General features: G+C 64.5%; 24 protein-coding genes and 1 pseudogene. 10 read left to right on the forward strand and 15 right to left on the reverse strand.

Annotated features, from left to right (window positions below):
• Window positions 1-304 (reverse strand): MlaD family protein (locus FZI91_RS18055; protein ID WP_155940511.1); only part of this gene is annotated, 304 nt, incomplete at its 3' end.
• 205 nt (window positions 305-509) lie between these two features.
• Complete coding sequence (locus FZI91_RS18060) at window positions 510-1,448, reverse strand: oxygenase MpaB family protein (RefSeq protein WP_155940512.1); 939 nt, start codon at window positions 1,446-1,448, stop codon at window positions 510-512.
• Window positions 1,449-1,554: 106 nt separating this feature from the next.
• Between FZI91_RS18060 and FZI91_RS18065 the strand changes: the two genes are divergently transcribed.
• Entirely contained in the window at window positions 1,555-2,283 is a 729-nt protein-coding gene (locus FZI91_RS18065) for a TetR/AcrR family transcriptional regulator (RefSeq protein ID WP_155940513.1), read from the forward strand.
• 39 nt (window positions 2,284-2,322) lie between these two features.
• Here the strand turns inward: FZI91_RS18065 and FZI91_RS18070 are convergent, their stop codons facing one another.
• The 7 genes from FZI91_RS18070 to FZI91_RS18100 are packed head-to-tail and all read right to left on the reverse strand — an operon-like array spanning window position 2,323 to window position 8,499.
• Complete coding sequence (locus tag FZI91_RS18070; RefSeq protein ID WP_155940514.1) at window positions 2,323-2,667, reverse strand: metal-sulfur cluster assembly factor; 345 nt, start codon at window positions 2,665-2,667, stop codon at window positions 2,323-2,325.
• Complete coding sequence (gene sufU, locus FZI91_RS18075) at window positions 2,664-3,116, reverse strand: Fe-S cluster assembly sulfur transfer protein SufU (protein ID WP_155940515.1); 453 nt, start codon at window positions 3,114-3,116, stop codon at window positions 2,664-2,666. Before sufU ends, FZI91_RS18070 begins: the two co-directional genes overlap by 4 nt.
• A complete protein-coding gene (locus FZI91_RS18080) occupies window positions 3,116-4,369 on the reverse strand; it encodes a cysteine desulfurase (protein WP_155940516.1) in 1,254 nt (417 codons plus the stop codon). The genes sufU and FZI91_RS18080 overlap by 1 nt, the downstream gene beginning before the upstream one ends.
• A gap of 1 nt (window position 4,370) precedes the next feature.
• Window positions 4,371-5,141: a Fe-S cluster assembly ATPase SufC gene (sufC, locus tag FZI91_RS18085; RefSeq protein ID WP_155940517.1), complete on the reverse strand. Its 771-nt coding sequence runs from the start codon at window positions 5,139-5,141 to the stop codon at window positions 4,371-4,373.
• A gap of 21 nt (window positions 5,142-5,162) precedes the next feature.
• Window positions 5,163-6,323, reverse strand: a complete 1,161-nt coding sequence (gene sufD, locus FZI91_RS18090; RefSeq protein WP_155940518.1) for a Fe-S cluster assembly protein SufD — start codon at window positions 6,321-6,323, stop codon at window positions 5,163-5,165.
• A gap of 2 nt (window positions 6,324-6,325) precedes the next feature.
• Window positions 6,326-7,753, reverse strand: a complete 1,428-nt coding sequence (sufB, locus tag FZI91_RS18095) for a Fe-S cluster assembly protein SufB (protein ID WP_155940519.1) — start codon at window positions 7,751-7,753, stop codon at window positions 6,326-6,328.
• Window positions 7,750-8,499, reverse strand: coding sequence for a transcriptional regulator (locus FZI91_RS18100; protein WP_309224150.1), 750 nt, complete (start codon window positions 8,497-8,499; stop codon window positions 7,750-7,752). The genes sufB and FZI91_RS18100 overlap by 4 nt, the downstream gene beginning before the upstream one ends.
• A 185-nt stretch (window positions 8,500-8,684) precedes the next feature.
• Between FZI91_RS18100 and mptB the strand changes: the two genes are divergently transcribed.
• From mptB to FZI91_RS18120, 4 genes are read left to right on the forward strand one after another with little or no spacing between them, the layout of a single operon-like run.
• A complete protein-coding gene (mptB, locus tag FZI91_RS18105) occupies window positions 8,685-10,478 on the forward strand; it encodes a polyprenol phosphomannose-dependent alpha 1,6 mannosyltransferase MptB (protein WP_162526267.1) in 1,794 nt (597 codons plus the stop codon).
• Complete coding sequence (locus tag FZI91_RS18110) at window positions 10,459-11,319, forward strand: ABC transporter ATP-binding protein (protein ID WP_155940783.1); 861 nt, start codon at window positions 10,459-10,461, stop codon at window positions 11,317-11,319. The genes mptB and FZI91_RS18110 overlap by 20 nt, the downstream gene beginning before the upstream one ends.
• Before the next feature lie 26 nt (window positions 11,320-11,345).
• Complete coding sequence (locus FZI91_RS18115; protein WP_155940785.1) at window positions 11,346-12,140, forward strand: ABC transporter permease; 795 nt, start codon at window positions 11,346-11,348, stop codon at window positions 12,138-12,140.
• A 46-nt stretch (window positions 12,141-12,186) separates the two neighbouring features.
• Window positions 12,187-12,627, forward strand: coding sequence for a nuclear transport factor 2 family protein (locus FZI91_RS18120; protein ID WP_155940786.1), 441 nt, complete (start codon window positions 12,187-12,189; stop codon window positions 12,625-12,627).
• Between the two features lie 35 nt (window positions 12,628-12,662).
• Here FZI91_RS18120 and FZI91_RS18125 read toward each other — a convergent pair whose 3' ends face one another.
• The 3 genes from FZI91_RS18125 to FZI91_RS18135 all read right to left on the reverse strand — a co-directional run bounded on the left by FZI91_RS18125 (window position 12,663) and on the right by FZI91_RS18135 (window position 14,632).
• Window positions 12,663-13,226, reverse strand: a complete 564-nt coding sequence (locus FZI91_RS18125; RefSeq protein ID WP_162526269.1) for a TetR/AcrR family transcriptional regulator — start codon at window positions 13,224-13,226, stop codon at window positions 12,663-12,665.
• Window positions 13,227-13,325: 99 nt separating this feature from the next.
• Window positions 13,326-13,541 (reverse strand): hypothetical protein, encoded by a 216-nt coding sequence (locus FZI91_RS18130; protein WP_155940521.1) that lies wholly within the window; start codon window positions 13,539-13,541, stop codon window positions 13,326-13,328.
• Between the two features lie 17 nt (window positions 13,542-13,558).
• Window positions 13,559-14,632, reverse strand: coding sequence for an oxygenase MpaB family protein (locus FZI91_RS18135; RefSeq protein ID WP_162526270.1), 1,074 nt, complete (start codon window positions 14,630-14,632; stop codon window positions 13,559-13,561).
• A 192-nt stretch (window positions 14,633-14,824) separates the two neighbouring features.
• Between FZI91_RS18135 and FZI91_RS18140 the strand changes: the two are divergent.
• Window positions 14,825-15,801: pseudogene (locus FZI91_RS18140) on the forward strand (heme A synthase).
• Here the strand turns inward: FZI91_RS18140 and FZI91_RS18145 are convergent.
• Both FZI91_RS18145 and FZI91_RS18150 read right to left on the reverse strand, forming a co-directional pair.
• A complete protein-coding gene (locus FZI91_RS18145) occupies window positions 15,763-16,728 on the reverse strand; it encodes a RimK family alpha-L-glutamate ligase (protein WP_162526271.1) in 966 nt (321 codons plus the stop codon). The pseudogene FZI91_RS18140 and the gene FZI91_RS18145 overlap by 39 nt on opposite strands.
• Window positions 16,710-17,045 carry a hypothetical protein gene (locus FZI91_RS18150; protein ID WP_155940522.1) on the reverse strand — a complete coding sequence of 112 codons (336 nt, stop codon included), beginning with the start codon at window positions 17,043-17,045 and terminating at the stop codon, window positions 16,710-16,712. The genes FZI91_RS18145 and FZI91_RS18150 overlap by 19 nt, the downstream gene beginning before the upstream one ends.
• Window positions 17,046-17,078: 33 nt before the next feature.
• Between FZI91_RS18150 and FZI91_RS18155 the strand changes: the two genes are divergently transcribed.
• Complete coding sequence (locus FZI91_RS18155) at window positions 17,079-18,056, forward strand: quinone oxidoreductase (protein WP_155940523.1); 978 nt, start codon at window positions 17,079-17,081, stop codon at window positions 18,054-18,056.
• A 79-nt stretch (window positions 18,057-18,135) separates the two neighbouring features.
• On the opposite strand, the gene FZI91_RS18160 is transcribed toward FZI91_RS18155, so the two are convergent.
• Window positions 18,136-19,071 (reverse strand): heme o synthase, encoded by a 936-nt coding sequence (locus FZI91_RS18160; protein ID WP_155940791.1) that lies wholly within the window; start codon window positions 19,069-19,071, stop codon window positions 18,136-18,138.
• Between the two features lie 195 nt (window positions 19,072-19,266).
• Here FZI91_RS18160 and tkt point away from each other — a divergent pair, with 195 nt between their 5' ends.
• From tkt to zwf, 3 genes are read left to right on the forward strand one after another with little or no spacing between them, the layout of a single operon-like run.
• The gene (gene tkt, locus FZI91_RS18165; RefSeq protein ID WP_155940792.1) at window positions 19,267-21,402 is read left to right on the forward strand and encodes a transketolase; all 2,136 of its coding nucleotides are present in this window, start codon (window positions 19,267-19,269) and stop codon (window positions 21,400-21,402) included.
• 26 nt (window positions 21,403-21,428) lie between these two features.
• Window positions 21,429-22,562, forward strand: coding sequence for a transaldolase (gene tal, locus FZI91_RS18170; RefSeq protein ID WP_155940524.1), 1,134 nt, complete (start codon window positions 21,429-21,431; stop codon window positions 22,560-22,562).
• Between the two features lie 2 nt (window positions 22,563-22,564).
• The gene (gene zwf / locus FZI91_RS18175; RefSeq protein WP_239001816.1) at window positions 22,565-24,142 is read left to right on the forward strand and encodes a glucose-6-phosphate dehydrogenase; all 1,578 of its coding nucleotides are present in this window, start codon (window positions 22,565-22,567) and stop codon (window positions 24,140-24,142) included.
• Window positions 24,143-24,154 lie beyond the last annotated feature (12 nt).

Consider the following 24,154-nt stretch of genomic DNA (forward strand, 5'->3'; position numbering starts at 1 on the left):
ACTGGGCAGTGGAGCCCGCCAACAACCGCACACCGCGACGTATCCGCAGCTTAACCACCGCCACATAGTCTTGCGCCTCAATGGATTCGACCTCACCGACATCGGCGCCGGCCACACGCACCTTCGCTCTATCCGGCAGATTCAACGCATTAACAAACCGCGCAGTCAACCCGTACGCATCCGAACCGATACCCGGAGCCGGCAGATCCAAACTCGCCAGCGTCGGCGGATCACACGCAGCCACAGCCGCCGCAATCACCGCCGCGGCAGCCCGAGCCAGCGACCGCCTGAAACCGGCATTCATCAATTAATCACTTTCTGGTGCAATCTATTTCAGGGAACAAGTTCCACTAAGTCCAACGAAACGCATCTACGAAGGAGCCGACGCAGAATGGCAGCGAACGTTCAACACCACACGTGAACCGTCATGGTGAATTAACCTGAATCACAACACCTTTTCCCTGCCATCACGTGACAGGCCCCTCGATGCCCGAGGGTCAAGTCGCCAATTATCTGGCGGCGCGGAGCGCTTCGGTTTGGATCTGATAGCCATTGGGGCACAGGCGTTTAAGCAGAGGTCCATAGGCGCCGCTGCGATGCAGCAGCGCGACAATGGCCCGGGCAGAGGCGATCATGATCGCGTCGCCGCGATGCGAGGTGGCCAGTCCGCTGATGTGGCGAATCCGGCGCGGCATGAGCGCGAGCCCCGCCCGGGAAAGTGCCGGATACATCCCGAATAACGCGGCCTTGACGGGGTCATGATCGAGGGCACGCGGATGCAAGATGGCGTCCAGGGCGCCGCGGGTCTGTTCGTTGACACAGATCAAATGCCGTGAAGCTGCCCATAGCTCGCGGTACTCGGCGCGAGTGCACGGAATGTGGTCCGGCATGAGATCTCCGGAGATGCCATGCCGCGCCGCCGCCGAGCGAACGTCGTCATAGTCGATCCCAAAGGTCTCGAAAGCCATTGCCGCTTCAGCAAAAAATTGATCCTGCTCGCTAGCAGTCAGACCTCCGACGAGGGTCTGGTAGGCATAGAACACCGAATGCCACGACAGCATGTGGTTCCCTAGCCGCAAGTACGGGTCCATCGCGCTGTACTGCTCACCGGTCATGGGCTCACTACCGACAATGCGGGCGTGCAGCCGATCTAGCCGCAGATTGGCTGCGGCCACCGTGCCGGTATCCGCGAACACCGCGGTCAGGAAGTAGTAAAAGGTGCGGTTGAGCCGCCCGAGGGGATCTTCGCGATAGCGACTATGTTCCTCCAACGCCGCTGCACCGTGCGCGCTACAGACCATGTCCAGCACGAATGAGCGCATCACCCCCGGGATCGCGGCCGGGTGCGACCACACCCTCCACGAGACCGATCCGGGCCCGAACAAGCCCTCATCGGGCCGCACGGTCGGCAGCTCAAGGTGGAACTGCTGATCGGCAACACTCGTCACGACGTGACCTTTCTTTGGCTACTTCACGCACAAGAGACACATTGCGTGTCTGAATATACAGAATACACAATGTGTTTCTAATTTCAAGACCGGTAGGGTGACCCATATGACAGCCGCCGACGACGCTGACGTTGTCGCCGACGATGACGCGACGTTGGCGCGAGCCACCTTCGAGCTACTGGCCGGGGCGGCGGTCGCGCCGCTCCCCCGACACCGCCATCAGCTCAGTCGCGGGGACGTACGCCGATCCCAGTCTGCGCGAATCTTGGCCGCGGCAATCGAACTCTTCGGAGACCAGGGCTACGCGGAAGCCACGGTGGCACAGATCGCCGACCGGGCGGGCGTGTCGCGACGCACCGTCTACGACCTGTACGACAGCAAGGAAGCGGTTTTCCTGCACACATACCGCTGCACACAGCTGCTGATGATCGCCGCGGCCGGCACTCGTGGTGGCGGGGACGATCTGTCCGCCCTGACGTTGCAGACCCTTCCGCGCGCCGTCCAACGACTTCTTACCGTTATCGGTGCGGCCCCGTCCGCGGCCCGGATGTTTTTCCTGGAAGCTACCGGCGCCGGACCGCGGGTGCGCATGCGCCGCAACGAGGCTATCGCCGAATTCGTTGCCGCAGTCACGCCCGGTTTACAGCAGCTACGCGCCAGCAATGAACCTGGTTTGCCACCTTTGAGTTTGGAGCTGTCCAACGCGGTCGTAGCCTCAGTTATCGAACTGATCGTGCAGCACCTGGCTCGCAGTGGACCCGAAACGTTGCCCGATATCGCTCCCGCCATCACCGGGTTCGTCCGGGCCATTGTCGCCCCCAATTGCGGTCAGTAACCGGAGCATTCCCACCCTCCCGGTTTATCCCGCAAGTGGCTAGACGGTGAAGCCGAGGGCGCGGAGCTGCTCGCGCCCGTCATCGGTGATCTTGTCTGGGCCCCACGGTGGCACCCATACCCAGTTGATCTTGATGTCCTTGACCAGACCGGTGCCGACGAGCGCATTACGCGACTGATCCTCGATCACATCGGTGAGCGGACATGCCGCCGACGTCAGCGTCATATCGATGAGCGCGACCTTGCCGGCCTCTCCCTCTTCGATATTGATCCCGTACACGAGCCCCAGGTCTACGACGTTGATACCGAGTTCGGGGTCCACGACATCGCGCATCGCCTCTTCGAGATCCTCGAGAAACTTCACGTCTTCGGAAACTTCAGTCATCGCTTCACCTCTAGATGTTCCGTTGCTTGAACAAGAGCGTCCTTGAATGCCATCCATCCTAGGAGCGCGCATTTGACACGGGCCGGATACCGCGAAACCCCGGCGAAGGCGACGCCATCGCCGATGACGTCCTCATCGCCGTCGATGGTGCCGCGTGAAGAGATCATCTCGTTGAACGCGGCCACCGTCTTGAGCGCCTCGTCCACCGTCAGCCCGATCACCTGATCGGTCAGTACCGAGGTGGCCGCCTGGCTGATGGAGCAACCTTGACCGTCATAGGACACATCGGCAATGCGGTTGTCGTCCAAGGCGACTCGCAGCGTCACCTCATCACCGCACGTCGGGTTCACGTGCTGCACCTCAGCCGCGAACGGCTCACGCAGCCCGCGGTGATGCGGATGCTTGTAGTGGTCCAGGATCACTTCCTGGTACATCTGTTCCATGCGCATCAGAGGAAAAACTCCTGCGCGCGACGGATTCCCGCTGTCAGCCGATCGACCTCGTCCAGCGTGTTGTAGACGGCGAAGGATGCACGCGCCGACGCGGCGATACCGAAACGGCGGTGCAGGGGCCAGGCGCAGTGATGTCCGACCCGAATCGCGACGCCTTCGTCGTCAAGCACCTGGCCGAGATCGTGCGCGTGGATGCCGTCCACCACAAAGGAGACGGCGCCGCCGCGGTCAACGTTCTCGGTAGGGCCAATGATGCGGACGCCCTCGATCTGTTGCAGCGCGGGGAGCGCGGCACCGACTAGCTGATGTTCGTGTGCAGCAACGGCTTCCATGCCTATCGCAGTCAAGTAATCTACGGCGGCACCGAGCCCGACTACCTGCGAGGTCATCGGCACGCCCGCCTCGAACCGCTGCGGCGGCGGCGCGTAGGTGCTGATCTCCATGGTGACGGTCTCGATCATGGAGCCGCCGGTAAGGAACGGGGGCATGGCCTCCAGCAGCTCACGGCGGCCATAGAGGACACCGACTCCGGACGGCCCGAGCATCTTGTGCCCGGAGAACGCGGCGTAGTCGACGCCCAGCTCGCGGAAGTTGACCGGCATATGCGGGACAGATTGGCAGGCGTCCAGGACCACCAGGGCACCAACGGCTTTGGCGCGACGTACCAGCTCGGCGACGGGGGCCACCGCACCGGTCACATTGGATTGATGGGTGAAGGCCACGACCTTGACGGCAGCGGTGAGCTCGAGGGAATCGAGGTCGATCCGACCGTCATCCGTCACGCCGTACCAGCGCAGGGTGGCACCCGTCCGGCGGCAGAGCTCTTGCCACGGAACCAGATTCGCGTGGTGTTCAAGCTCGGTGATGACCACCTCATCGCCCGGGCCCACCGCGTGGTCAAACCGGCTGTCGCCGAGCGTGTAGGCCACCACGTTCAGCGATTCGGTGGCGTTCTTGGTGAAGACGATCTCACCGTCGTCCACTCCGACGAAGCGCGCGATCGCAGCGCGGGCATCCTCGTAGGCATCGGTGGCTTCCTCGGCGAGCTGGTGCGCACCGCGATGCACCGCGGCGTTGCGCTCGGTGAGGAAAGTGCGCTCGGCATCGAGAACCTGGACCGGCCGTTGCGACGTAGCACCGGAATCCAGGTACACCAACGGTTTACCGCCGCGTACCGTCCGACTCAGGATCGGAAAATCATCCCTGATCTCCGAGATCCGAGTCACGTCAAGCGGCACCGTAGCCGTCATGTCAGGCTCCTGCGGTCGCCTGCTGGGTAAAGCGCACGTAGCCGTTCTCCTCCAGCTCGTCAGCCAGCGCGGGACCGCCCGATTCGACGATGCGCCCGTCGACGAACACGTGCACGAACTGCGGCTGGATGTAGCGCAGAATCCGGGTGTAGTGGGTGATGAGTAGAACGCCACCATGCTCGCGCTCGGCGTACCGGTTGACACCCTCGGACACGATGCGCAGCGCGTCGACATCCAGACCGGAGTCGGTCTCGTCCAGGATGGCGATCTTCGGCCTAAGCAAACCCAGCTGCAGAATCTCGTGGCGCTTCTTCTCGCCACCGGAGAAGCCCTCGTTGACGCTGCGCTCGGCGAAGGCGGAGTCGATCTCCAACTCCCCCATGGCTTCCTTGACTTCCTTGACCCAGTGCCGCAGCTTCGGGGCCTCGCCGCGTACTGCGGTGGCGGCGGTACGGAGGAAGTTCGACATCGACACGCCCGGAACCTCGACGGGGTACTGCATGGCGAGGAAGAGTCCGGCGCGCGCACGCTCATCGACGGACAGCTCCAGTACGTCCTGCCCGTCGAGGGTGATGGACCCGGAGGTCACCTGGTATTTGGGGTGTCCGGCGATGGCGTAGGACAGCGTGGACTTACCGGATCCGTTGGGACCCATCACGGCATGCGTCTCCCCCGAGTTCACCGTCAGGTTGACGCCCTTGAGGATCTCGATGGACTCGCCCTCGGTGGGCGAGATGCTGACGTGTAGATCCTTGATTTCCAGAGTGGTCATGATGCGCTTTCTATCTGCGAGTTATTGAGCGGTCGTTTGCAGTTCTTGTTCGATGGCCGCGGTAAGGCGGTCGCGCACCGACTCGACCCCGATTCGGCCGATGATGTCCTGGAAGAAACCGCGCACCACAAGGCGGCGTGCATCCTCCTCGGCGATACCGCGCGAGCGCAGGTAGAACAGCTGCTCGTCGTCGAATCGCCCGGTGGCACTGGCGTGACCGGCCCCGGCGATCTCGCCGGTCTCGATCTCCAGGTTCGGCACCGAATCTGCCCGAGCGCCGTCGGTAAGGATCAGGTTGCGGTTCAGCTCGTAGGTGTCGGTACCGGTGGCCTCGGCCCGGATGAGAACATCGCCGATCCAGACGGTGTGCGCATCGGGCTTATTCGAGGACGGATCGCCCTGGAGCGCACCCTTGTACGTGACGTGCGAGCGGCAGTTGGGCTGCGCGTGGTCGACCAGCAGCCGGTGCTCGAAGAACTGGCCGTCGTCCGCGTAGTAGAGCCCGAGGAGTTCGGCGTCGCCGCCGGGCGCCTCGAACCGGATGGTGCCGGTGACACGAACCAGGTCGCCACCCAGGGTGACCGCGATATGGCGCAGTACCGCATCCTTGCCGAGCTTGGCGTGGTGTGCGGTGACATGCGCCGCGTCGTCTGCCCAGTCCGCGATCGCGACGACGGTCAGCCGCGACGCGTCCTCAAGCACGAATTCGATGTTCTCGGCGTACGTTCCGCTGCCGCGGTAGTCGATGACGACAATCGATTGGGACAATTCAGCTGCGCGAACCTGCAGATGCCCGTAGGCCACCTTTCCCTCGCCGGGGCCGACAATGGAGACCTCAATCGGGTCACCGACCACGGCCTGCTTGCCGACGGAGATCACGGTGGCCGACTGGAATGACGAGTACGCCTGTGCCGCAACCCGGTCCGATGGGACACCGCCCTGACCGAGACGCTGATCGGTACGATCCACCGTCTCCACCGTCACACCGTCAGCAGCGACGACACCCACAGTGGCTTCCGCCGTGGACACCGCGGTGCTGTCGTGCAGACCACGCAGGCGACGCAGCGGGGTGAACCGCCACAGTTCGTCACGGCCGCCGGGCACCTCGAATGCGGCAACCTCGTAAGAGCTGAACAGTTCGCCCTTGTTGGCGCCCTCGACAGCTTGAGTCAACTGCGTCATAACTAGCCGACCGCACCTTCCATTTGGAGCTCGATGAGCCGGTTGAGTTCCAGCGCGTACTCCATCGGCAATTCCTTAGCGATGGGCTCGACGAATCCGCGCACCACCATGGCCATTGCCTCGTCCTCGGTCATACCGCGGCTCATCAGGTAGAACAGCTGATCGTCGCTGACCTTCGACACCGTCGCCTCGTGCCCCATGGTGACGTCGTCCTCGCGAATGTCCACGTACGGGTAGGTGTCGCTCCGGCTAATCGTATCGACAAGCAGCGCATCGCATTTCACCGTCGAGCGGGAACCGTACGCACCCTTGTTGACCTGAACCAAACCGCGGTAGGAGGCGCGGCCACCGCCACGCGCCACCGACTTGGACACGATGTTGCTCGACGTGTTCGGTGCCAGGTGCAGCATCTTGGCACCGGTGTCCTGGTGCTGTCCCTCGCCCGCGAACGCCACCGAAAGCACCTCGCCCTTGGCGTGCTCGCCGGTCATCCACACGGCCGGGTACTTCATGGTGACCTTGGACCCGATGTTGCCGTCGACCCACTCCATGGTGGCGCCGGCCTCGGCGCGAGCGCGCTTGGTGACCAGGTTGTAGACGTTGTTCGACCAGTTCTGGATCGTCGTGTAGCGGCAACGGCCACCCGGCTTCACGATGATCTCCACCACCGCCGAATGCAGCGAATCGGACTTGTAGATCGGTGCGGTACAACCCTCGACGTAGTGCACGTAGGCACCCTCATCGACGATGATGAGCGTCCGCTCGAACTGGCCCATGTTCTCGGTGTTGATGCGGAAGTAGGCCTGCAGCGGGATATCAACCTTCACACCCGGCGGCACGTAGATGAACGATCCACCGGACCACACCGCGGTGTTGAGCGCAGAGAACTTGTTATCCCCGGCGGGGATGACGCTGCCGAAGTACTTCTTGAACATTTCCGGGTGCTCGCGCAGGCCGGAGTCGGTGTCCAGGAAGATAACCCCTTGCTGCTCAAGGTCTTCGCGGATCGAGTGGTAGACGACCTCGGACTCGTACTGCGCGGCGACGCCGGACACCAGGCGCTGCTTCTCCGCCTCGGGGATGCCGAGCCTGTCGTAGGTGTTCTTGATGTCCGCGGGCAGGTCGTCCCAGGATGCGGCCTGCTTCTCGCTGGACCGCACAAAGTACTTGATGTTGTCGAAGTCAATGCCCTCGAGATCCGATCCCCAGTGCGGCATCGGCTTCTTGTCGAAGGTACGCAGCGCCTTGAGTCGGATATCGAGCATCCACTCGGGCTCGTTCTTCTTGGATGAGATGTCGCGTACGACCGCCTCCGACAGGCCACGCTGGGCGCTGGCGCCCGCGACATCCGAGTCGGACCAGCCATAGCCGTAGGTTCCCAGGGACGCGATCGTTTCGTCCTGGGTCAGCACCTCGCGTTCGAGGGTCATCGTGACTCCTTCTCTTGCTCGTTTGTCGTCTGGTGCGGGCTGGGCACCGGGTCAGGGCTGCTGTGCAGGGGGGACGTCCGCGCGGGTACGTGGGTAGTGCAAGCGCAGTCGCCGTTGGCGATGGTGGCCAACCGCTGTACATGTGTTCCTAACACTTCAGCGAAGGCCTGCTGTTCCGCCTCGCAGAGTTCAGGGAACTCGGCGGCGACGTGAGATACCGGACAGTGGTGCTGGCATATCTGCACGCCCTGCGCTGCCGGCGTCGGGCCGCCCACCTTCTGGATGCTGGCCGCGTATCCGGCCTTGGTCAGCGCGACAGCCACTTGATTCACGGCGGACTCGACGTCCGAATGAGGTGCGCAGGCGACGACATCAGTCAGGATCGAGTCGATACGTCGCCGCGCGAACGTACGAACCGCGTCGTCACCACCGATCTCACGCAACTGGCGCATGGCGGCCGAGGCCAGGTCGTCATAGGCGTGACCGAGCTTGGCGCGCCCGCTGGCGGTCAACAGGTACCGCTTGGCCGGACGCCCGCGACCGTTGTGCTGCCACGCGGCCGCGGGATTGGCGACGGCGTCACCCGCTTCAATCAGCGCGTCCAGATGACGGCGCACGCCAGCGGCCGACAACCCGAGCTGTTCCCCGATCTCACCTGCGGTGATCGGCCCGGACTCCATGAGCAGCCGGACCACGGCCGCACGAGTTTGGCCGTCATGTGACACGGCCGGAGCAGCATCCAGCACCTGCGACGCAGCAGTCCCAGGCGACGCAACGTACGCCCCCTGGAATGCTTGGCCGAATTTCACAACACCAGTGTGACGCAATTCGGAATCCCACGTCTAGCAAGGGTTACCTATGTTGACCCGGACTCCGGGCTTTCCCGTCCGGGGTCCCGGAGCCGGGCACGGTAGGCCGATACGCTGCAGCCGTGTCGGTACGTGGTCAGTGGCTGAGTTCGTCACTGTCGCATCTGCATGATGACGAGCGTTCGTCAGCGCCGCTGAACGACCGCGAGCTGACAGCGATGAACCGAACGCGTCTGTTCGGGGCCACCGGAACGGCACTCATGGCCATTGGCGCCCTAGGCGCCGGCGCTCGACCCGTCATCCAGGATCCAATCTTCGGCGTGCGGCTGCTCAACCTGCCGTCACGCATCCAAACGGTGTCACTGACCATGACGACCACCGGCGCCGTGATGATGACGCTGGCGTGGCTCATGTTGGGCCGCTTCGCGATCGGCAGCCTGCGTAACAAGTACGCCAACGGTGAACGCGGCCCGATACGCAGAATGTCTCGCGGACAACTGGACCGCACCCTGCTGCTGTGGATCCTGCCGCTGCTGGTCGCGCCGCCGATGTACTCCAAGGACGTCTACTCATATCTGGCACAAAGCCAGATCGCGCGGCTCGGCAAGGACCCGTACACCGAAGGTCCGGCCGTCGCCCTGGGCCTAGATCACGTGTTCACGCTGTCGGTGCCCAGCATGTGGCGAGAAACGCCCGCGCCCTACGGTCCGCTGTTCCTATGGATCGGCAAGGGAATCTCCCGGCTCACCGGCGACGACATCGTCGCGGGGGCGCTGTGTCATCGGCTCGTCGAACTGCTCGGTGTGCTGTTGATCATCTGGGCCACACCACGTCTGGCCCAGCGCTGCGGCGTCGCCGAGGTCAGCGCGCTGTGGCTCGGTGCCGCGAATCCACTGCTGCTGATGCACCTCATCGCCGGGATTCACAACGAAGCGTTGATGTTAGGGCTGATGCTGGCCGGCACCGAACTGGCTATGCGCGGCGTGGATTCGTCGCGATCACTCCTCGGGGTGCGGCCGAGATTGAATCCTCTGAGGCCACGTACCCATGCCGAATGGGCCACCTGGGCGCCGCTGGCCAATCTCCTCGCCGGCACCGTGCTGATTACAGCATCATCACAGGTCAAGCTGCCTTCTCTGCTGGCGCTCGGTTTCGTCGGAATGGCATTGGCGCGCCGATGGGGCGGCGGGGTTCGCGGCCTCTTCCAGGCTGGCGCGCTGCTGGGCACCGTCACCGGCGCCTGCACCGTCCTCATCGGATGGGCCAGCGGCCTCGGATTCGGCTGGGTGTACACGCTCGGCACCGCCAACGCCGTCCGCAGCTGGATGTCGCCGCCGACGCTGGTCGCCCTGGGCACCGGGCAGGTGGGCATCCTGCTCGGCCTCGGCGATCACACCACCGCGATCCTGTCGCTGACGCGCGGAATAGGCATCGGCATCATCGGCATAGCGGTGTCCTGGCTGCTATTCGCGGTGCTGCGCGGGCGCCTCCATCCCGTCGGCGGACTCGGGGTCGCCCTCGGCATCACGGTGCTGCTGTTTCCGGTGGTGCAACCCTGGTATCTGCTGTGGGCCATCATTCCGCTGGCCGCGTGGGCCACCCGCCCCGCATTCCGCGGCACCGCGATCGGCATCACCCTGCTGGTAGGCATCTTCGGCCCCACCGCCAACGGCGACAGGTTCGCCTTGTTCCAGATCATCGATGCAACCGTGGCCAGCGCGATCATCGTGCTGTTGCTCATCGCTATCACGCACGACTATCTGCCCTGGCGTCGGCTGCCTAACGGTCACGATGAGGCGCCGCTTACGCTGACTGACCGTGACACAACCACCGACCAAGACAGCGCCCCCGGTGCGGATGCGGTCGGTAACGAAGCGATACGGGACGACAACAGCTCTGGACAACCTCGACCTTGAGGTCGAACAGGCCCAGGTCTTCGCACTGCTAGGCCCCAACGGCGCCGGGAAAACCACGACCGTCGAACTATGCGAGGGCTTCCTGCACCCCGACGAGGGCACCGTCGAGGTGCTGGGCATGGATCCGGTCGCCAAGAACTCGGCGGTGCGCGCGCGTATCGGCGTCATGCTGCAAGGCGGCGGCGCCTACCCGACCGCCCGGGCCAGCGAGATGCTCGGCCTGGTGGCCGCCTACTCGGCTAATCCCCTTGACCCGCAGTGGCTTCTGGATACTCTCGGCCTGACGGATGCCGCCCGCACTCCCTACCGACGGCTATCCGGCGGACAGCAGCAGCGCCTGTCGCTGGCGTGCGCCCTGGTGGGACGTCCCGAACTGGTGTTCCTCGACGAGCCAACCGCAGGGATGGACGCCCATGCCCGGCTGGTGGTGTGGGAGCTCATTGATTGCCTGCGCCGAGACGGCGTCTCGGTGGTGCTGACCACCCACCACATGAAGGAAGCCGAAGAGCTGGCCGACCAGCTCATGATCATCGACCACGGAGCCGTGGTCGCCGCCGGGACGCCGTCTGAGTTGATGCAGACCGGCGCCGAGAATCAGCTGCGCTTCTCCGCCCCGCCCCGGCTCGACCTGACGCTGCTCACGTCCGCGCTGCCGGAGGGCTACCAGGTGGCCGAGGCAACGCCGGGCGAGTACCGCGTCGAGGGCGTCGTCGATCCGCAGGTGCTGGCCACTGTCACCGCCTGGTGTGCCCGGATGGATGTGCTGACCACCGACCTCAGAGTCGAGAAACGCAGCCTTGAGGACGTGTTCCTGGAGCTGACCGGGAGGGAGTTGCGATGAGCGCACGCGAAGAGCGTCGATCCCCGATGAACGACGCCACTCCCCGCTTCGATCCGGGCACCTTTACTCCCGACCCGCGACCAAGCGCCGTACACATCATGCTCTTCGCGCAATTCTGGTTGGAGCTCAAGCTGCTGCTGCGCAACGGCGAACAGCTCCTGCTCACCATGTTCATCCCGATCACCCTGCTCATCGGGCTGACGCTCTTGCCGCTAGGGCAATTCCCGGGCTCACGCACGGATATCTTCGTGCCCGCCATCATGGCCCTGGCGGTTATTTCCACTGCCTTCACCGGGCAGGCCATCGCCGTCGGTTTCGACCGACGGTATGGAGCGCTGAAACGCTTGGGCGCCACCGCATTACCGGTGTGGGGCATCATTGCCGGCAAATCGCTGGCCGTCGTGACCGTGGTGGTACTACAGGCTGCAGTCGTCGGCGCGATCGGTGGTGCGCTGGGCTGGCGCCCGCATCCAGCGGGACTGTTACTTGGCGCGGTGATCATCGCGCTCGGCACCGCGACGTTCGCGGCGATGGGTCTATTCCTGGGTGGCACGCTGCGCGCCGAAATCGTGCTGGCGCTGGCGAATCTGCTGTGGTTTATCTTCGCGGGGCTGGGTGCGTTGACGCTCGAGGACGGCCGCACCACCGACGCGATCCCACACGCCGTGGTGCTGCTGGCGCGCTTGTCCCCGTCGGGCGCGCTCTCGGAAGCGCTGGCGGCAGCTATGGCGCTGTCGGTGGACTGGTTCGCCATCGCCGTGCTCGCGGTGTGGGGCGCTCTCGCCGGTTACGGCGCGCTGCGCTGGTTCCGCTTCACCTGAGACGCACACGACCAGCACTAGCAAAACCCCGTACAGTCACGATGTGATGGACATCGAGGCAGCCCTGGATCGATTCGTGGCGGCGTTCAACACCAATGACCTGGATATGGTCATGCAACATTTCGCCGAGGACGCAGAGTACCTGCCGGGCAATGGATCGCGGCATGTGGGCCCGTCCGAGATTCGTCGCGAGTTCGAGCCGCAGTTCAACGGTGTCTACGGGGCGATGACGTTCGACGAGCACGACCGGATGGTCGATGTAGGCGCACGCAAGGCCACCATTCGATGGACCTGCCGCCACGACATCAGCGTTCGCCGGTCGCGAGGACGACTACTGGGGGTAGCGACGCGCATTGGGGCCCTGGTGTTTCCGCGGTTCGGCTGGGAAGGACTTGACGTCTTCCACTTCGACGACCAGGGCAAGATCACCGGCAAGTACACATATTCGAACTACGCGCTACCGCGGATCAGCCGCCGATTGGGCTAGCCAGCGGATTTGCCCACCGTGCGGATCACTCGCTCTCAATGCGGACTGGCCCGTAGCGCCCGGTATGCGGCCCTGCCGACGATTTCGGCAAGGTCCGCCGCGGCCCATTTCGGCTCGGGTCTGAGCATCATGCGGATGGCCCCGTCACTGATCGAGAGAAGTATGTCGATCAATGGAGGCAGAACAACGTCGAGATCGCGGACCTGCCACCGCTGCAGCAGGGGCTGCATGACTTCACCGATCTGCGCCCGGATCTGCTCCCGGCCTTGCGTAATAGCCTCGGCGAGAACGGGATCTGCCTGCGCTGCGGCAATGATCTGCCACGAGGCAGGGCGCGCAGCAACGTCGCCGAGCAGAGCTCCGAAGCCGTCGACGAACATCTGCTCAACGGAGCCCGTCCGCTGTGGCGGAAGGATGGCACGCAAGCTGGCGAGGGCCAGCCGCGTCTCGCGTTCCAGCAGTTGAGTCAGCACCTCACTTCGCCCGTTGTAGCACGCATACACAACGGGTCGGGTGACGCCCATGAGCGTGGCGATAGCTGCCATCGTCACATTCGCCACGCCCTGTTCAGCGGTGATCTGTAGGGCCGTATCCAGCACCTGCGCCCGCCTTCGCTCCGGTCCGAGATGTTCGGCCCGGGCGCGCGGATTGGTCGAGGCTGGCGGCGCAGTGACGGTGTCCTCCTACGGAGAGCCCGGCTACTGCAGATACACGTTGGCGATGATGAGCACCGGCCAGGCGACAATTTCTCCCAGCATAGAGAAGAGCTTGTCCAATCCGGTGAGTTGTTCAAGGTGACCACGGTGGGTCATTGCCCAAATCAACCCGATCACCAAGTACGGCACACCAACGACGATCACCAGATAGACGAGCTGGCGGATGCTGAGGCGGCGGTCGAGCAGGTCCTTAATCATGGTGTGTTCCTTCTGAATCATCCAACGGTGCCGAGGATCGGCTCGGACTCTCTAATTCCCTCGTCGCTGGGAGCCTGTCCCGCTCCGAACACGCGGGCTCTCTGCCTTTCTCGGAGTTCGTGGTGCGCCTGGCTCGGAATCTCATAGCCGTAAAGTTCCTGAGCCTCCCTGGGCGTCATGGTGATCGAGCTTTTCGGCGGTACCGACAGCAGAACGCGAGCGCCGATGGGCACGGTGGCGGGTGAGATCAGCCGGAGCAGGATCAATTGCAGCCGCTTGCTCATGCTGATCGCCGTGAATGCGGCACTTATCGGTGGCACGATCGCCGCGTCGAGCAGGGGGGCAACGCTTAGCCCGGCCATCTCCCGCATCCACTGAGGCATGGTCGCCAATGTGCCCCGGCGCAAAAACCAGGTGATTACCTTGGTGAACGGCCGCAACAGCAGTGGCATCGGCGGCAGCATCACCTCGGCGCTGAGCAAGTGCCGCATCGCCTGCCGGGCGATATCAGAGCCGATGAGCTGCGGTCGCATCTTTTCGAAGTACTGGCTTATCCCCTCGCGCGTGCGGGGGATATCGCCGGGGTCGCAGGTCTGCAATTGCGCCGCGCGGGCGCATTCACTCCAGAACTGCACTTCGTCCTCGTCGGAAAGCCGCCCTGGTCCGTACTTCTCATAGGCGAGCAGAATCGAATGCCACGCCGTGAGGTGTATCCACAACTGCGATTCGGGGTTGTTCGCGTCGTAGTTCTCTCCGGTGACCGGGTCGACGCCGATCGCCTTGGAATGAATCTTGACCAGGACATCGGCCGCCTTCGCCGTCGATCGGCTGTCGTCGAAGGCAACCATCGCGAAGTACCGCAGAGTGCGGTCGTAGCGGGTCCGGGGCCGTGAATAGATTTCATGCGTCTTGTCCACCGCCGCAATCAATCCGGGATCAAGTTCCTCGATCACCACGGCACGCTGAAATCCAATGGACAGCGATGTCGGGTAGCTCCACACACGCCACGACACTGATTCGGGACCGAAGAAGCCGTAGTCCTCAGCAGGTTCAACCTTCGGTAGTGACAGCCACTCCCGGATCACACTCACAGGCCCGCTCCCTCTGCGCTAGTAATGCTACGACATGTAGGAATTTCATACACAGCGTAGGATTCATTACTGGATCCCTTACGTCAAGGGGGCAAGCGTCAACCAATCGACCCAGGCGCCCAAACCCTGCGTGCACACCTGATCCGCTGCGATTACTACAAGGTGTAGTTGGCGGTGGCATAGACTCATCGCGTGCTATATCGGGCGTTTTTGCGGGTAGTCGATCTACTGCCAATGCCGAGCCTTAGGGCGCAGCGCCTCATTGCCGCGGCGGTGGTGCTGACCCAGGGCGGCATCGCCGTCACCGGCGCGGTCGTGCGTGTCACCGCCTCCGGCCTCGGCTGCCCCACCTGGCCGCAATGCTTCCCCGGCAGCTTCACCCCGGTCGCCGTCGCCGAAGTGCCGCGCATCCACCAGGCCGTCGAGTTCGGCAACCGGATGATCAGCTTCCTGGTGGTTCTCACCGCGGCGTTGGCGGTTATTGCCGTGACCCGTGCACGTCGCCGCCGCGAGGTCCTCGTCTACGCCTGGCTGATGCCGGCCTCGACCGTGCTGCAGGCGGTCATCGGTGGCATCACCGTGCTGACCGGACTGCTGTGGTGGACGGTCGCAATCCATCTGCTCGTGTCGATGGGCATGGTGTGGCTGGCGACCCTGCTCTACGTGAAAATCGGTGAGCCCGATGTACATTCAGATTTCCCTACCGTGCCCCCGCCTCCCGCGCCGCTGCGCCGGCTGACCGCATTCACCGGCGTGACCTTGGCCGCAATCCTGGTGGCCGGGACCCTGGTCACCGGTGCCGGACCCCATGCCGGCGACAAGAGCCTCACCCGCGTAGTGCCCCGCCTGCAGGTCGAGATCACCACACTGGTCCATCTACACGGCACGCTGCTCGTCGCCTACCTGGCACTGCTCCTAGGCCTGGGATTCGGGCTCGCGGCGGTCGGCGTGACTCGACGCGTTTGGGCGCGCCTGACGGTACTTCTCGCACTCACCCTGGCACAGGGCCTCGTCGGAATCGTGCAGTACTACACGGGTGTACCCGCGGTGCTTGTCGCCGTGCACGTCGCAGGCGCAGCCGCGTGTACCGCAGCCACCGCGGCGCTATGGTGCGCGCTCACTACCCCGAGCTAGCCGCGACCGCGCTGCCCAAGCGGGCCGAGGCCTAACCGCTCCAACGCATCCTCGACACCAATCACAAACTTTCGTTGCGCGAGATCGCGCTCCTCGGTGTCCAGCTGTCGCCACCCTAGCGACGGCTCGACCAACTCAAGTTCCAACAGCCTCGGATCGTCGTCCACCACGCCGCCGATCACATCGACCCGCGCGTACAACAGATCCGTCATCGCGACACCACACTTCGTCGCTGCGGCGGCCAATGCGGTGGCACCGAATTTCCATAGCGCCGAGGAGGGCTTGACCGGAGCCAGTCGCTCGGAATGGAACAAGCCCGACTCATCGACCTCGGCCGCGGTGCCCGGCGGAGGCAACAACGCCCCCTTGGTAAAGGCATGCGACGGTTCGCCATTGAGGAAAACCAGCGCCGTTTCGCCGTGGTGATCGACCCGCGGATCGTAAGGCTGGATCAGCACGGTACGGCCCTCATCCTGCAACGCCTCGGCGTGATTGCGGGCAGCCTCCGGACAGGTGAAACGCCCCGCCCCGCGGGATCCGCCAGCCACCGCGGGCTTGATCACCAGTTCTCCATCGGGCAGCACGATGGGCTCATCGGGTGCGAAGAATGTGCTCGGCACGGTGGGAACACCCGCCGCGGCAAGGTCATTCATGTAGCGCTTATCGGTGTTCCAACGCACCACCGGCAACGGGTTCAGCACATTACGCACCGATCCGGCCCACGTCAGAAATTCATCCAGCCGCTCAGGGTAGTCCCAGGTGGCACGCAGGATCACCAGATCGGCCTGTGTCACCTCGGGGTCGTCCCAGGACAACCAACGGGCATGCAAGTCCCGAACACGCAGAGCAGCAACAAGTTCGGCATCGTCACCATCGCCAGCGACGAGCTGTGGGCAACCGGCCAGAACGATGCGCGGATGGAAGATCTCCGGCCGTCCCAGCCTTATGTCCGGGCGACCCACCCGGCCATCTTCTTAACGTGACCCGGTGCCGGGTTGGCGGTGCTGACCAATTCGCGGTCCCACTCCTCGACCGGCTCGATGCCTTCTACTGCCGCGACGGCGGCATGCGCGGTCGGGAGATCGTCGACCACCTGATCACCGAGGATGCCGTCGGCCCCGACGAGCGTGATACGGACACCCGCCTGCCCGACGGGCTGCAACACCGCCTTGGTGGGCATGCGGTGCGCCTTCACGAAAGACGTCAGCGCGCGATGCACTGTGGACGGAACAGACACCTTCGCTTGCTGGCCTGCCTCCGGCTGGGCTTCGTCGGTCATACCCAGAGCGTACGTGGCCTGGATACTGGACCCATGCGCGCCATCGAGGTACCCGTGACCGGAGGACCCGAGGTCCTCACCCTCGTCGAAAAGACCGATCCGGCACCCGCGCCCGGTGAGGTGCTCATCGATGTGGACGCCGTCGGCGTCAACTTCCGCGATATCTACCTGCGCAACGGCAGCTACGCCGCCCCGCTCCCCCACATCCCGGGATCTGAGGTCGCCGGGGTGGTGCGCGCGGTCGGCGAAGGCGTCGAGAGCCTCGTCCCCGGCGACCGCGTCGCCACCCCGGTGGCAGCCTGGGGTTACGCCGAATCGACGACCGCGCCAGCAGATTTCACCGTCAAGGTGCCGGAAGGATTGTCCGCGGAGGTCGCGGCGAGCACCCTGCTGCAGGGCATCACCGCGCACTACCTGCTCACCTCCGTCTACCCCGTCGCAGCCGGAGACACCGTGCTGGTGCACGCCGGTGCCGGCGGCATGGGCCTGCTGCTGACTCAGTGGGCGACCCATCGCGGCGTCCGGGTCATCACGACGGTGTCCAGCGCAGCCAAGGAGAAACTCTCTCGCGCTGCCGGCGCTGCCGAGGTGCTGCCGTATCCCGATCCGGAGGATCCGGGTGAATTCGAGGCCCGCATCAAGGAATTGACCGCGGGCGAGGGCGTTGCGGTTGCCTATGACGGTGTCGGCAAGTCGACATTCGAGGCGAGCCTGGCGGCCGTTCGCGTCCGCGGCCTGATCGCCCTGTACGGCGCGGCCAGCGGCCAGGTGCCGCCCTTTGATCCACAGCGCCTCACCGCCAAGTCCGCGGTGCTGACCCGCCCCACCATGGGGCATTTCATCCGGACCCCCGAGGAATTCGCCTGGCGCGCCGGCGATGTCCTAGACCTGGTGTCCCGCGGAACGCTGGAGATCATCGTCGGTGCGAGCTACCCGCTGGATCGGGCCACGCAGGCACACCGCGATCTGGAGGCACGCACGACCACGGGGTCGGTCGTACTGATTCCATAGATCGGTGAGCGCGGCGTTGCGTACCGAGGCACGCCGTATCTAGCGTGCATAACGTCGCTCTCGCGAAAAAGGGAAGGTGCTAGTAGCCCAGCAAGGTGGGCCAGCCAACTACGGAGTCGACGGCCAGCGCGCAAAAGACCACGGCAAGGTAGTTGTTCGACTGCAGGAACAACCGCAGCGGCTTGATCGGCTGCCCCTTGCGCACACCCGAGTACAACTGGTGTGCCATCACCAGGAACCATGCCCCGGCCAGGAACGCGACCACGGCATAGATGACACCCGCGGCCAACCCCAGCGCCAGCGTCGCCAGCACCGTCAGCCAGGTGTAGACGAGGATCAGCTTGGTGACCTTTTCCTCGGTGGCGATAACGGGCAGCATCGGGACGCCCGCCGCGCGGTAGTCCTCCTTGTAGCGCATCGCCAGCGCCCAGGTGTGCGGCGGCGTCCAGAAGAAGATGATCGCGAACATCACCAACGCGGGCCATGCAATGGTGTTGGTGACCGCCGACCAGCCGATCATCACCGGCATGCAGCCGGCGGCGCCGCCCCACACGACGTTCTGTGCAGTACGGCGCTTGAGCACCAGCGTGTAGATGAACACGTAGAACGCGATGGTGGCCACGGCGAGCACACCGGAGAGCAGGTTGGCGGTCCACCACAACCAGGCGAACGCCCCGATGCCGAGTACCACCCCGAAGATCAGGGCGTTGCGCGTGGTCACCGATGCCGTCGCGAGCGGTCGCCGGGCGGTCCGCTTCATGAGTTTGTCGATATCGGCGTCCGCAACACAGTTCAAGGTGTTGGCGCTGGCCGCGGCCATGACTCCGCCGAGCAGCGTGTTGAGGATGAGCAGCGGATGCACAGATCCCCGGTCTGCCAGCAGCATCGCGGGGATGGTGGTGACCAGCAGCAACTCGATGACCCGCGGCTTGGTCAGAGCGACATACGCGAGGATTACTCGGAGAAACGGCGGTACTGCGCGAGCATGCGCACGCGCGCCCTGCGTCTCTCGCATCCGCACCGCGCTGATCCTCCTGGGTAATGGTTTCGGTGAGCCAGCCGACCCGCGGCACTGAGCGCTCTACTACGCACGATGGTAGACCGCCGCGGTCGCATGCCGACAACCAAGGTCGGCCCGGAAGTGAACGGAGGTTGTCCGCCACCAGGCGGTCACGTGGCCTGCCCAGCGCGACTCGGTGGTGAGGGCGCGATGCGGCATCGCCCGCACTACGATGGGCCCGTGACCGCGCTCGACGAGATCCCGACCGATATCCCTACCCTCACCCGGGCCAATCACCCCGGTGACTGGACTGACCTGGACTCGCGTGCGGTGGACACCGTCCGAGTGCTGGCAGCCGATGCCGTGCAGAAGGTCGGCAACGGCCATCCCGGCACCGCGATGAGCCTGGCGCCGTTGGCGTACACGCTGTTTCAGCGGCAGCTGCGCCATGACCCCAGTGACACCACCTGGATCGGCCGTGACCGGTTTGTGCTGTCCTGCGGCCACAGCAGCCTGACCCTGTACCTGCAGTTGTACTTGGGCGGGTTCGGTCTGGAACTGTCCGACATCGAGGCGCTGCGTACCTGGGGATCGCTGACCCCCGGCCACCCCGAGTACCACCACACCAAGGGTGTGGAGATCACCACCGGGCCGCTGGGCCAGGGCTTGGCCTCCGCGGTCGGTATGGCAATGGCCTCGCGCTACGAGCGTGGTCTCTTCGACCCCGACGCCGCTCCCGGCACCAGCCCGTTCGACCACTACGTCTATGTGATCGCCTCCGATGGCGATATCGAAGAGGGCGTCACGTCAGAAGCGTCCTCCCTGGCCGGCACCCAGCAGCTCGGGAACCTCATCGTCATCTGGGATGACAACGAGATCTCCATCGAGCACGACACCAAGATCGCGCTCACCGAAGACACTCCCGCGCGGTACGAGGCGTACGGCTGGCACGTGCAGACCGTTGTCGGCGGCGAGAACGTCGTGGGGATTGAACAAGCAATCGAGGCCGCTAGGGCCGTCACCGATCGTCCGTCGTTCATCGCGCTACGCACCATCATCGGCTACCCGGCGCCCACCAAGATGAACACCGGCGGTGTCCATGGTTCCGCTCTCGGCGCCGACGAGGTGGCCGCCACGAAGAAGATCCTGGGCTTCGACCCCGAAAAGTCGTTCGAGGTGACCCCCGAGGTCATCGAGCACACCCGCGGCCTCGTGCAGCGCGGCAAGCAGGCACACACCGAGTGGGACAAGGGATTTGACGCCTGGGCGGCCCGCGAGCCCGAGCGCAAGGCGCTGTTAGACCGTCTGCAGGCGCGCGCCCTCCCCGAGGGCTGGGATGCCGAGCTGCCGTCCTGGGAGCCCGGTTCCAAGGGTGTCGCCACCCGCGCCGCATCGGGCGACACCCTCTCGGCACTCGGCGCCAAGCTGCCCGAGCTGTGGGGCGGCTCGGCCGACCTGGCGGGTAGCAACAACACCACCATCAAGGGCGCCGATTCCTTTGGTCCGCGGTCGATCGCGACCGCCGACTGGAACGCTCAACCCTACGGCCGCACACTGCATTTCGGCGTTCGCGAACACGCCATGGGTTCGATCCTGTCCGGCATCGTGTTGCACGGACTCACCCGCGCGTACGGCGGCACGTTCATGCAGTTCGCCGATTACATGCGCCCCGCGGTGCGCCTGGCCGCACTGATGAACATCGATCCGATCTACGTGTGGACACACGACTCGATCGGCCTGGGCGAGGACGGCCCCACCCACCAGCCGGTGGAGCATCTGGCGGCGCTGCGCGCCATCCCCAACCTCTCGGTGGTGCGCCCCGGTGACGCCAATGAGACCGCATACGCGTGGGCAGCCGTCTTGGAGCGCGAATCCAGCACCGGCCCAATCGGTTTGGCGCTCACCCGACAGGGCGTGCCGATCCTGGAGGGCACCAGCCGCGCAGGCGTCGCCAAGGGCGCCTACGTGCTGGACGGTGCCGAGGGAACGCCCGACGTGATCCTGATCGGCACCGGTTCGGAGCTGCAGCTGGCGGTGGAGGCGAAGAAACTTCTGGCCGCCAAGGGAATCTCGGCGTCCGTGGTGTCGTTCCCCTGTGTGGAATGGTTCGAGTCTCAGCCTCAGGAATATCGCGACAGCGTGCTGCCGCCATCGGTGCGCGCGCGTGTGGTCGTGGAGGCCGGAATCGCCCAAAGCTGGTACAAGTTCGTGGGTGACGCCGGCCAGATCGTCTCGCTGGAGCACTACGGGGCCTCCGCGGACGACAAGACGTTGTTCCGCGAGTTCGGTTTCACCCCGGATGCAGTGGGTGCGGCCGCCGAAAGGTCAATCGCAGCAGCTCAGTAACCCCGAATCAGGAAGGGATGAATCCCATGAGCACGTCAGATCAGAATGAAAACCTCGCCGAACTGAGCGCAGCCGGAGTCGCCGTCTGGCTCGACGATCTCTCCCGGGACCGACTCAGCTCGGGCAACCTGGCAGAGCTCATCGCCACCCGGAGCATCGTCGGGGTCACCACCAACCCGGCCATCTTCCAGGCCGCCCTGTCCAAGGGACACGCCTACGACGCGCAAATCGCCGAGCTCGCCGAGCGCGGTGCCGATGTCGATTCGGCCATCCGCACCGCCACCACAGACGATGTCCGCGCCGCCTGCGATGTGTTGGCTCCGCAGTACGAGGCGTCCGAGGGCATCGACGGCCGGGTGTCCATTGAGGTGGATCCCCGCCTGGCCCATGACACCGACAAGACCATCCTGCAGGCGATCGAGCTGTGGAAGATTGTCGACCGTCCGAACGTGCTGATCAAGATTCCGGCCACGAAGGCGGGTCTGCCCGCGATCACGGCGGTGATCGCGGAGGGTATCTCGGTCAACGTGACGCTGATCTTCTCGGTGGAACGCCACAAGGAGGTCATGGACGCCTACCTGGCCGGCCTGGAGGCCGCGAAGGACGCCGGACGAGACCTGTCCAAAATCCACTCGGTGGCATCCTTCTTCGTCTCCCGCGTGGACACCGAGATCGACAAGCGCCTCGAAGATATCGGCAACGGTCAGGCGCTGTCCCTGCGTGGCCGGGCCGGAGTGGCCAATGCCCGGCTGGCCTACCAGGCCTACGAGAAGGTCTTCGACCACGGACACCGGTTCGCCGCGCTCAAGGAGGCGGGCGCACGCGTGCAGCGGCCACTGTGGGCGTCGACGGGTGTCAAGAACCCTGACTACGACGACACCATGTACGTGGTGGACCTGGTGGCTCCGCACACCGTAAACACGATGCCGGAGAAGACGCTGGAGGCGGTCGCTGACCACGGGATGGTCACCGGCAACACCATTCACGGGACGTACGACGGCGCGCACGCGGTGTTCCACGAGCTGAGCCGGGCGGGAATCGACCTGGACGACGTGTTCGAGGTCCTCGAGACCGAAGGCGTCGACAAGTTCGAGGTCGCCTGGAACGAGCTCATCGACGCCACCCAGGTGCAACTCGACGCGGCTTCCCCCAAGGGCTGAGCATGAACGACGGTCTTCGCGCAAGCGGCTCATCCGCAGCAGCATCGACGAAAGGGCCGCGTGAACTAAACCCCTTGCGGGACAAGCGTGACAAGCGTTTGCCGCGCATCGCGGGACCGTGCTCGCTGGTGATCTTCGGTGTCACCGGCGACCTGGCTCGCAAGAAGCTGATGCCGGCGATCTACGACCTGGCGAACCGCGGATTGCTGCCGCCGACCTTCGCCCTGGTCGGTTTCGCACGACGAGACTGGGCCAACGAAGACTTCGGGCAGATCGTGCTTGAGGCCGTCAAGGCACATTCACGCACTCCGTTCCGTCAGCATGTGTGGGACCGGCTGGCCGAGGGAATCCGTTTCGTTCAAGGAAGTTTCGACGACGACGACGCCTTCGAGCAGCTCAAGAAGACATTGCAGACACTCGACGAAGAGCGCAGCACCGGCGGTAATCACGCGTTCTACCTGTCGATACCGCCGAAGGCCTTCCCCATGGTGTGCGAGCAGCTGTCCAAATCCAGTCTCGCGCAACCGGTCGATGGCGCATGGCGCCGAGTCGTGATCGAGAAGCCATTCGGCCACGACCTGGAGAGCGCCCGTGAGCTCAACGCCGTAGTGAACCAGGTATTCCCCGAGGAATCGGTGTTCCGCATCGACCACTACCTCGGCAAGGAGACGGTGCAGAACATCCTGGCGCTGCGTTTCGCCAACCAGCTGTTCGATCCCATCTGGAATGCGCACTACGTCGACCATGTGCAGATCACCATGGCCGAGGACATCGGATTGGGCGGTCGCGCAGGCTATTACGACGGAATCGGTGCAGCCCGCGATGTGATCCAGAACCATCTGCTGCAGCTGCTGGCATTCACCGCGATGGAGGAGCCGATCAACTTCTCCCCCGCCGAGCTGCAGGCCGAGAAGATCAAGGTGCTCTCGGCGACCCGGCTGATCGAACCACTCGGCGAAACCACCGCCCGCGGCCAGTACGGACCCGGCTGGCAAGGCAGCGAACAGGTGCCGGGCCTACTGGAGGAAGAAGGCTTCTCCAAGGACTCGATCACCGAGACCTTCGCGGCCATCACCCTGGAGGTGGACAGCCGCCGATGGGCGGGAGTCCCGTTCTACCTGCGAACTGGAAAACGCCTCGGCCGCAGGGTGACCGAGATCGCCCTGGTGTTCAAGCGGGCACCGCATTTGCCCTTCGACTCCACGATGACCGAGGAACTCGGCGCCAACGCGCTCGTCATTCGGGTGCAGCCCGATGAGGGCGTCACGCTGCGCTTCGGGTCGAAGGTTCCTGGCAACGCCATGGAGGTGCGGGACGTCAACATGGACTTCTCGTATGAGCAGGCGTTCACCGAGGAATCGCCCGAGGCGTACGAGCGGTTGATCCTGGACGTGTTGTTGGGCGAGCCGTCGCTGTTCCCAGTGAACGCCGAGGTCGAACTATCTTGGCGGATCCTCGATCCGGCACTCGATTTCTGGGCGTCGGGGGGCAAACCCGACACGTACGAGTCCGGAACCTGGGGCCCGCAGTCCGCGTTCGACATGATGGCCCGCACGGGTCGCGATTGGAGGCGGCCATGAACACGGTCTTCG

This window comes from Mycobacteroides sp. CBMA 271, assembly GCF_009729205.1.
Taxonomy (GTDB): domain Bacteria; phylum Actinomycetota; class Actinomycetes; order Mycobacteriales; family Mycobacteriaceae; genus Mycobacterium.

Bases quoted from the DNA above. Each gene is read 5' to 3' on its own strand.
- FZI91_RS18080 (WP_155940516.1), bottom strand. From the start codon at position 4,369: ATGACGGCTACGGTGCCGCTTGACGTGACTCGGATCTCGGAGATCAGG.
- FZI91_RS18150 (WP_155940522.1), bottom strand. From the start codon at position 17,045: ATGACCGACGAAGCCCAGCCGGAGGCAGGCCAGCAAGCGAAGGTGTCT.
- sufC (WP_155940517.1), bottom strand. From the start codon at position 5,141: ATGACCACTCTGGAAATCAAGGATCTACACGTCAGCATCTCGCCCACC.
- sufD (WP_155940518.1), bottom strand. From the start codon at position 6,323: ATGACGCAGTTGACTCAAGCTGTCGAGGGCGCCAACAAGGGCGAACTG.
- tal (WP_155940524.1), top strand. From the start codon at position 21,429: ATGAGCACGTCAGATCAGAATGAAAACCTCGCCGAACTGAGCGCAGCC.
- FZI91_RS18130 (WP_155940521.1), bottom strand. From the start codon at position 13,541: ATGATTAAGGACCTGCTCGACCGCCGCCTCAGCATCCGCCAGCTCGTC.
- zwf (WP_239001816.1), top strand. From the start codon at position 22,565: ATGAACGACGGTCTTCGCGCAAGCGGCTCATCCGCAGCAGCATCGACG.
- FZI91_RS18115 (WP_155940785.1), top strand. From the start codon at position 11,346: ATGAACGACGCCACTCCCCGCTTCGATCCGGGCACCTTTACTCCCGAC.
- tkt (WP_155940792.1), top strand. From the start codon at position 19,267: ATGCGGCATCGCCCGCACTACGATGGGCCCGTGACCGCGCTCGACGAG.
- FZI91_RS18155 (WP_155940523.1), top strand. From the start codon at position 17,079: ATGCGCGCCATCGAGGTACCCGTGACCGGAGGACCCGAGGTCCTCACC.
- FZI91_RS18065 (WP_155940513.1), top strand. From the start codon at position 1,555: ATGACAGCCGCCGACGACGCTGACGTTGTCGCCGACGATGACGCGACG.
- FZI91_RS18160 (WP_155940791.1), bottom strand. From the start codon at position 19,071: ATGCGAGAGACGCAGGGCGCGCGTGCGCATGCTCGCGCAGTACCGCCG.
- FZI91_RS18070 (WP_155940514.1), bottom strand. From the start codon at position 2,667: ATGACTGAAGTTTCCGAAGACGTGAAGTTTCTCGAGGATCTCGAAGAG.
- sufB (WP_155940519.1), bottom strand. From the start codon at position 7,753: ATGACCCTCGAACGCGAGGTGCTGACCCAGGACGAAACGATCGCGTCC.
- FZI91_RS18120 (WP_155940786.1), top strand. From the start codon at position 12,187: ATGGACATCGAGGCAGCCCTGGATCGATTCGTGGCGGCGTTCAACACC.
- sufU (WP_155940515.1), bottom strand. From the start codon at position 3,116: ATGCGCATGGAACAGATGTACCAGGAAGTGATCCTGGACCACTACAAG.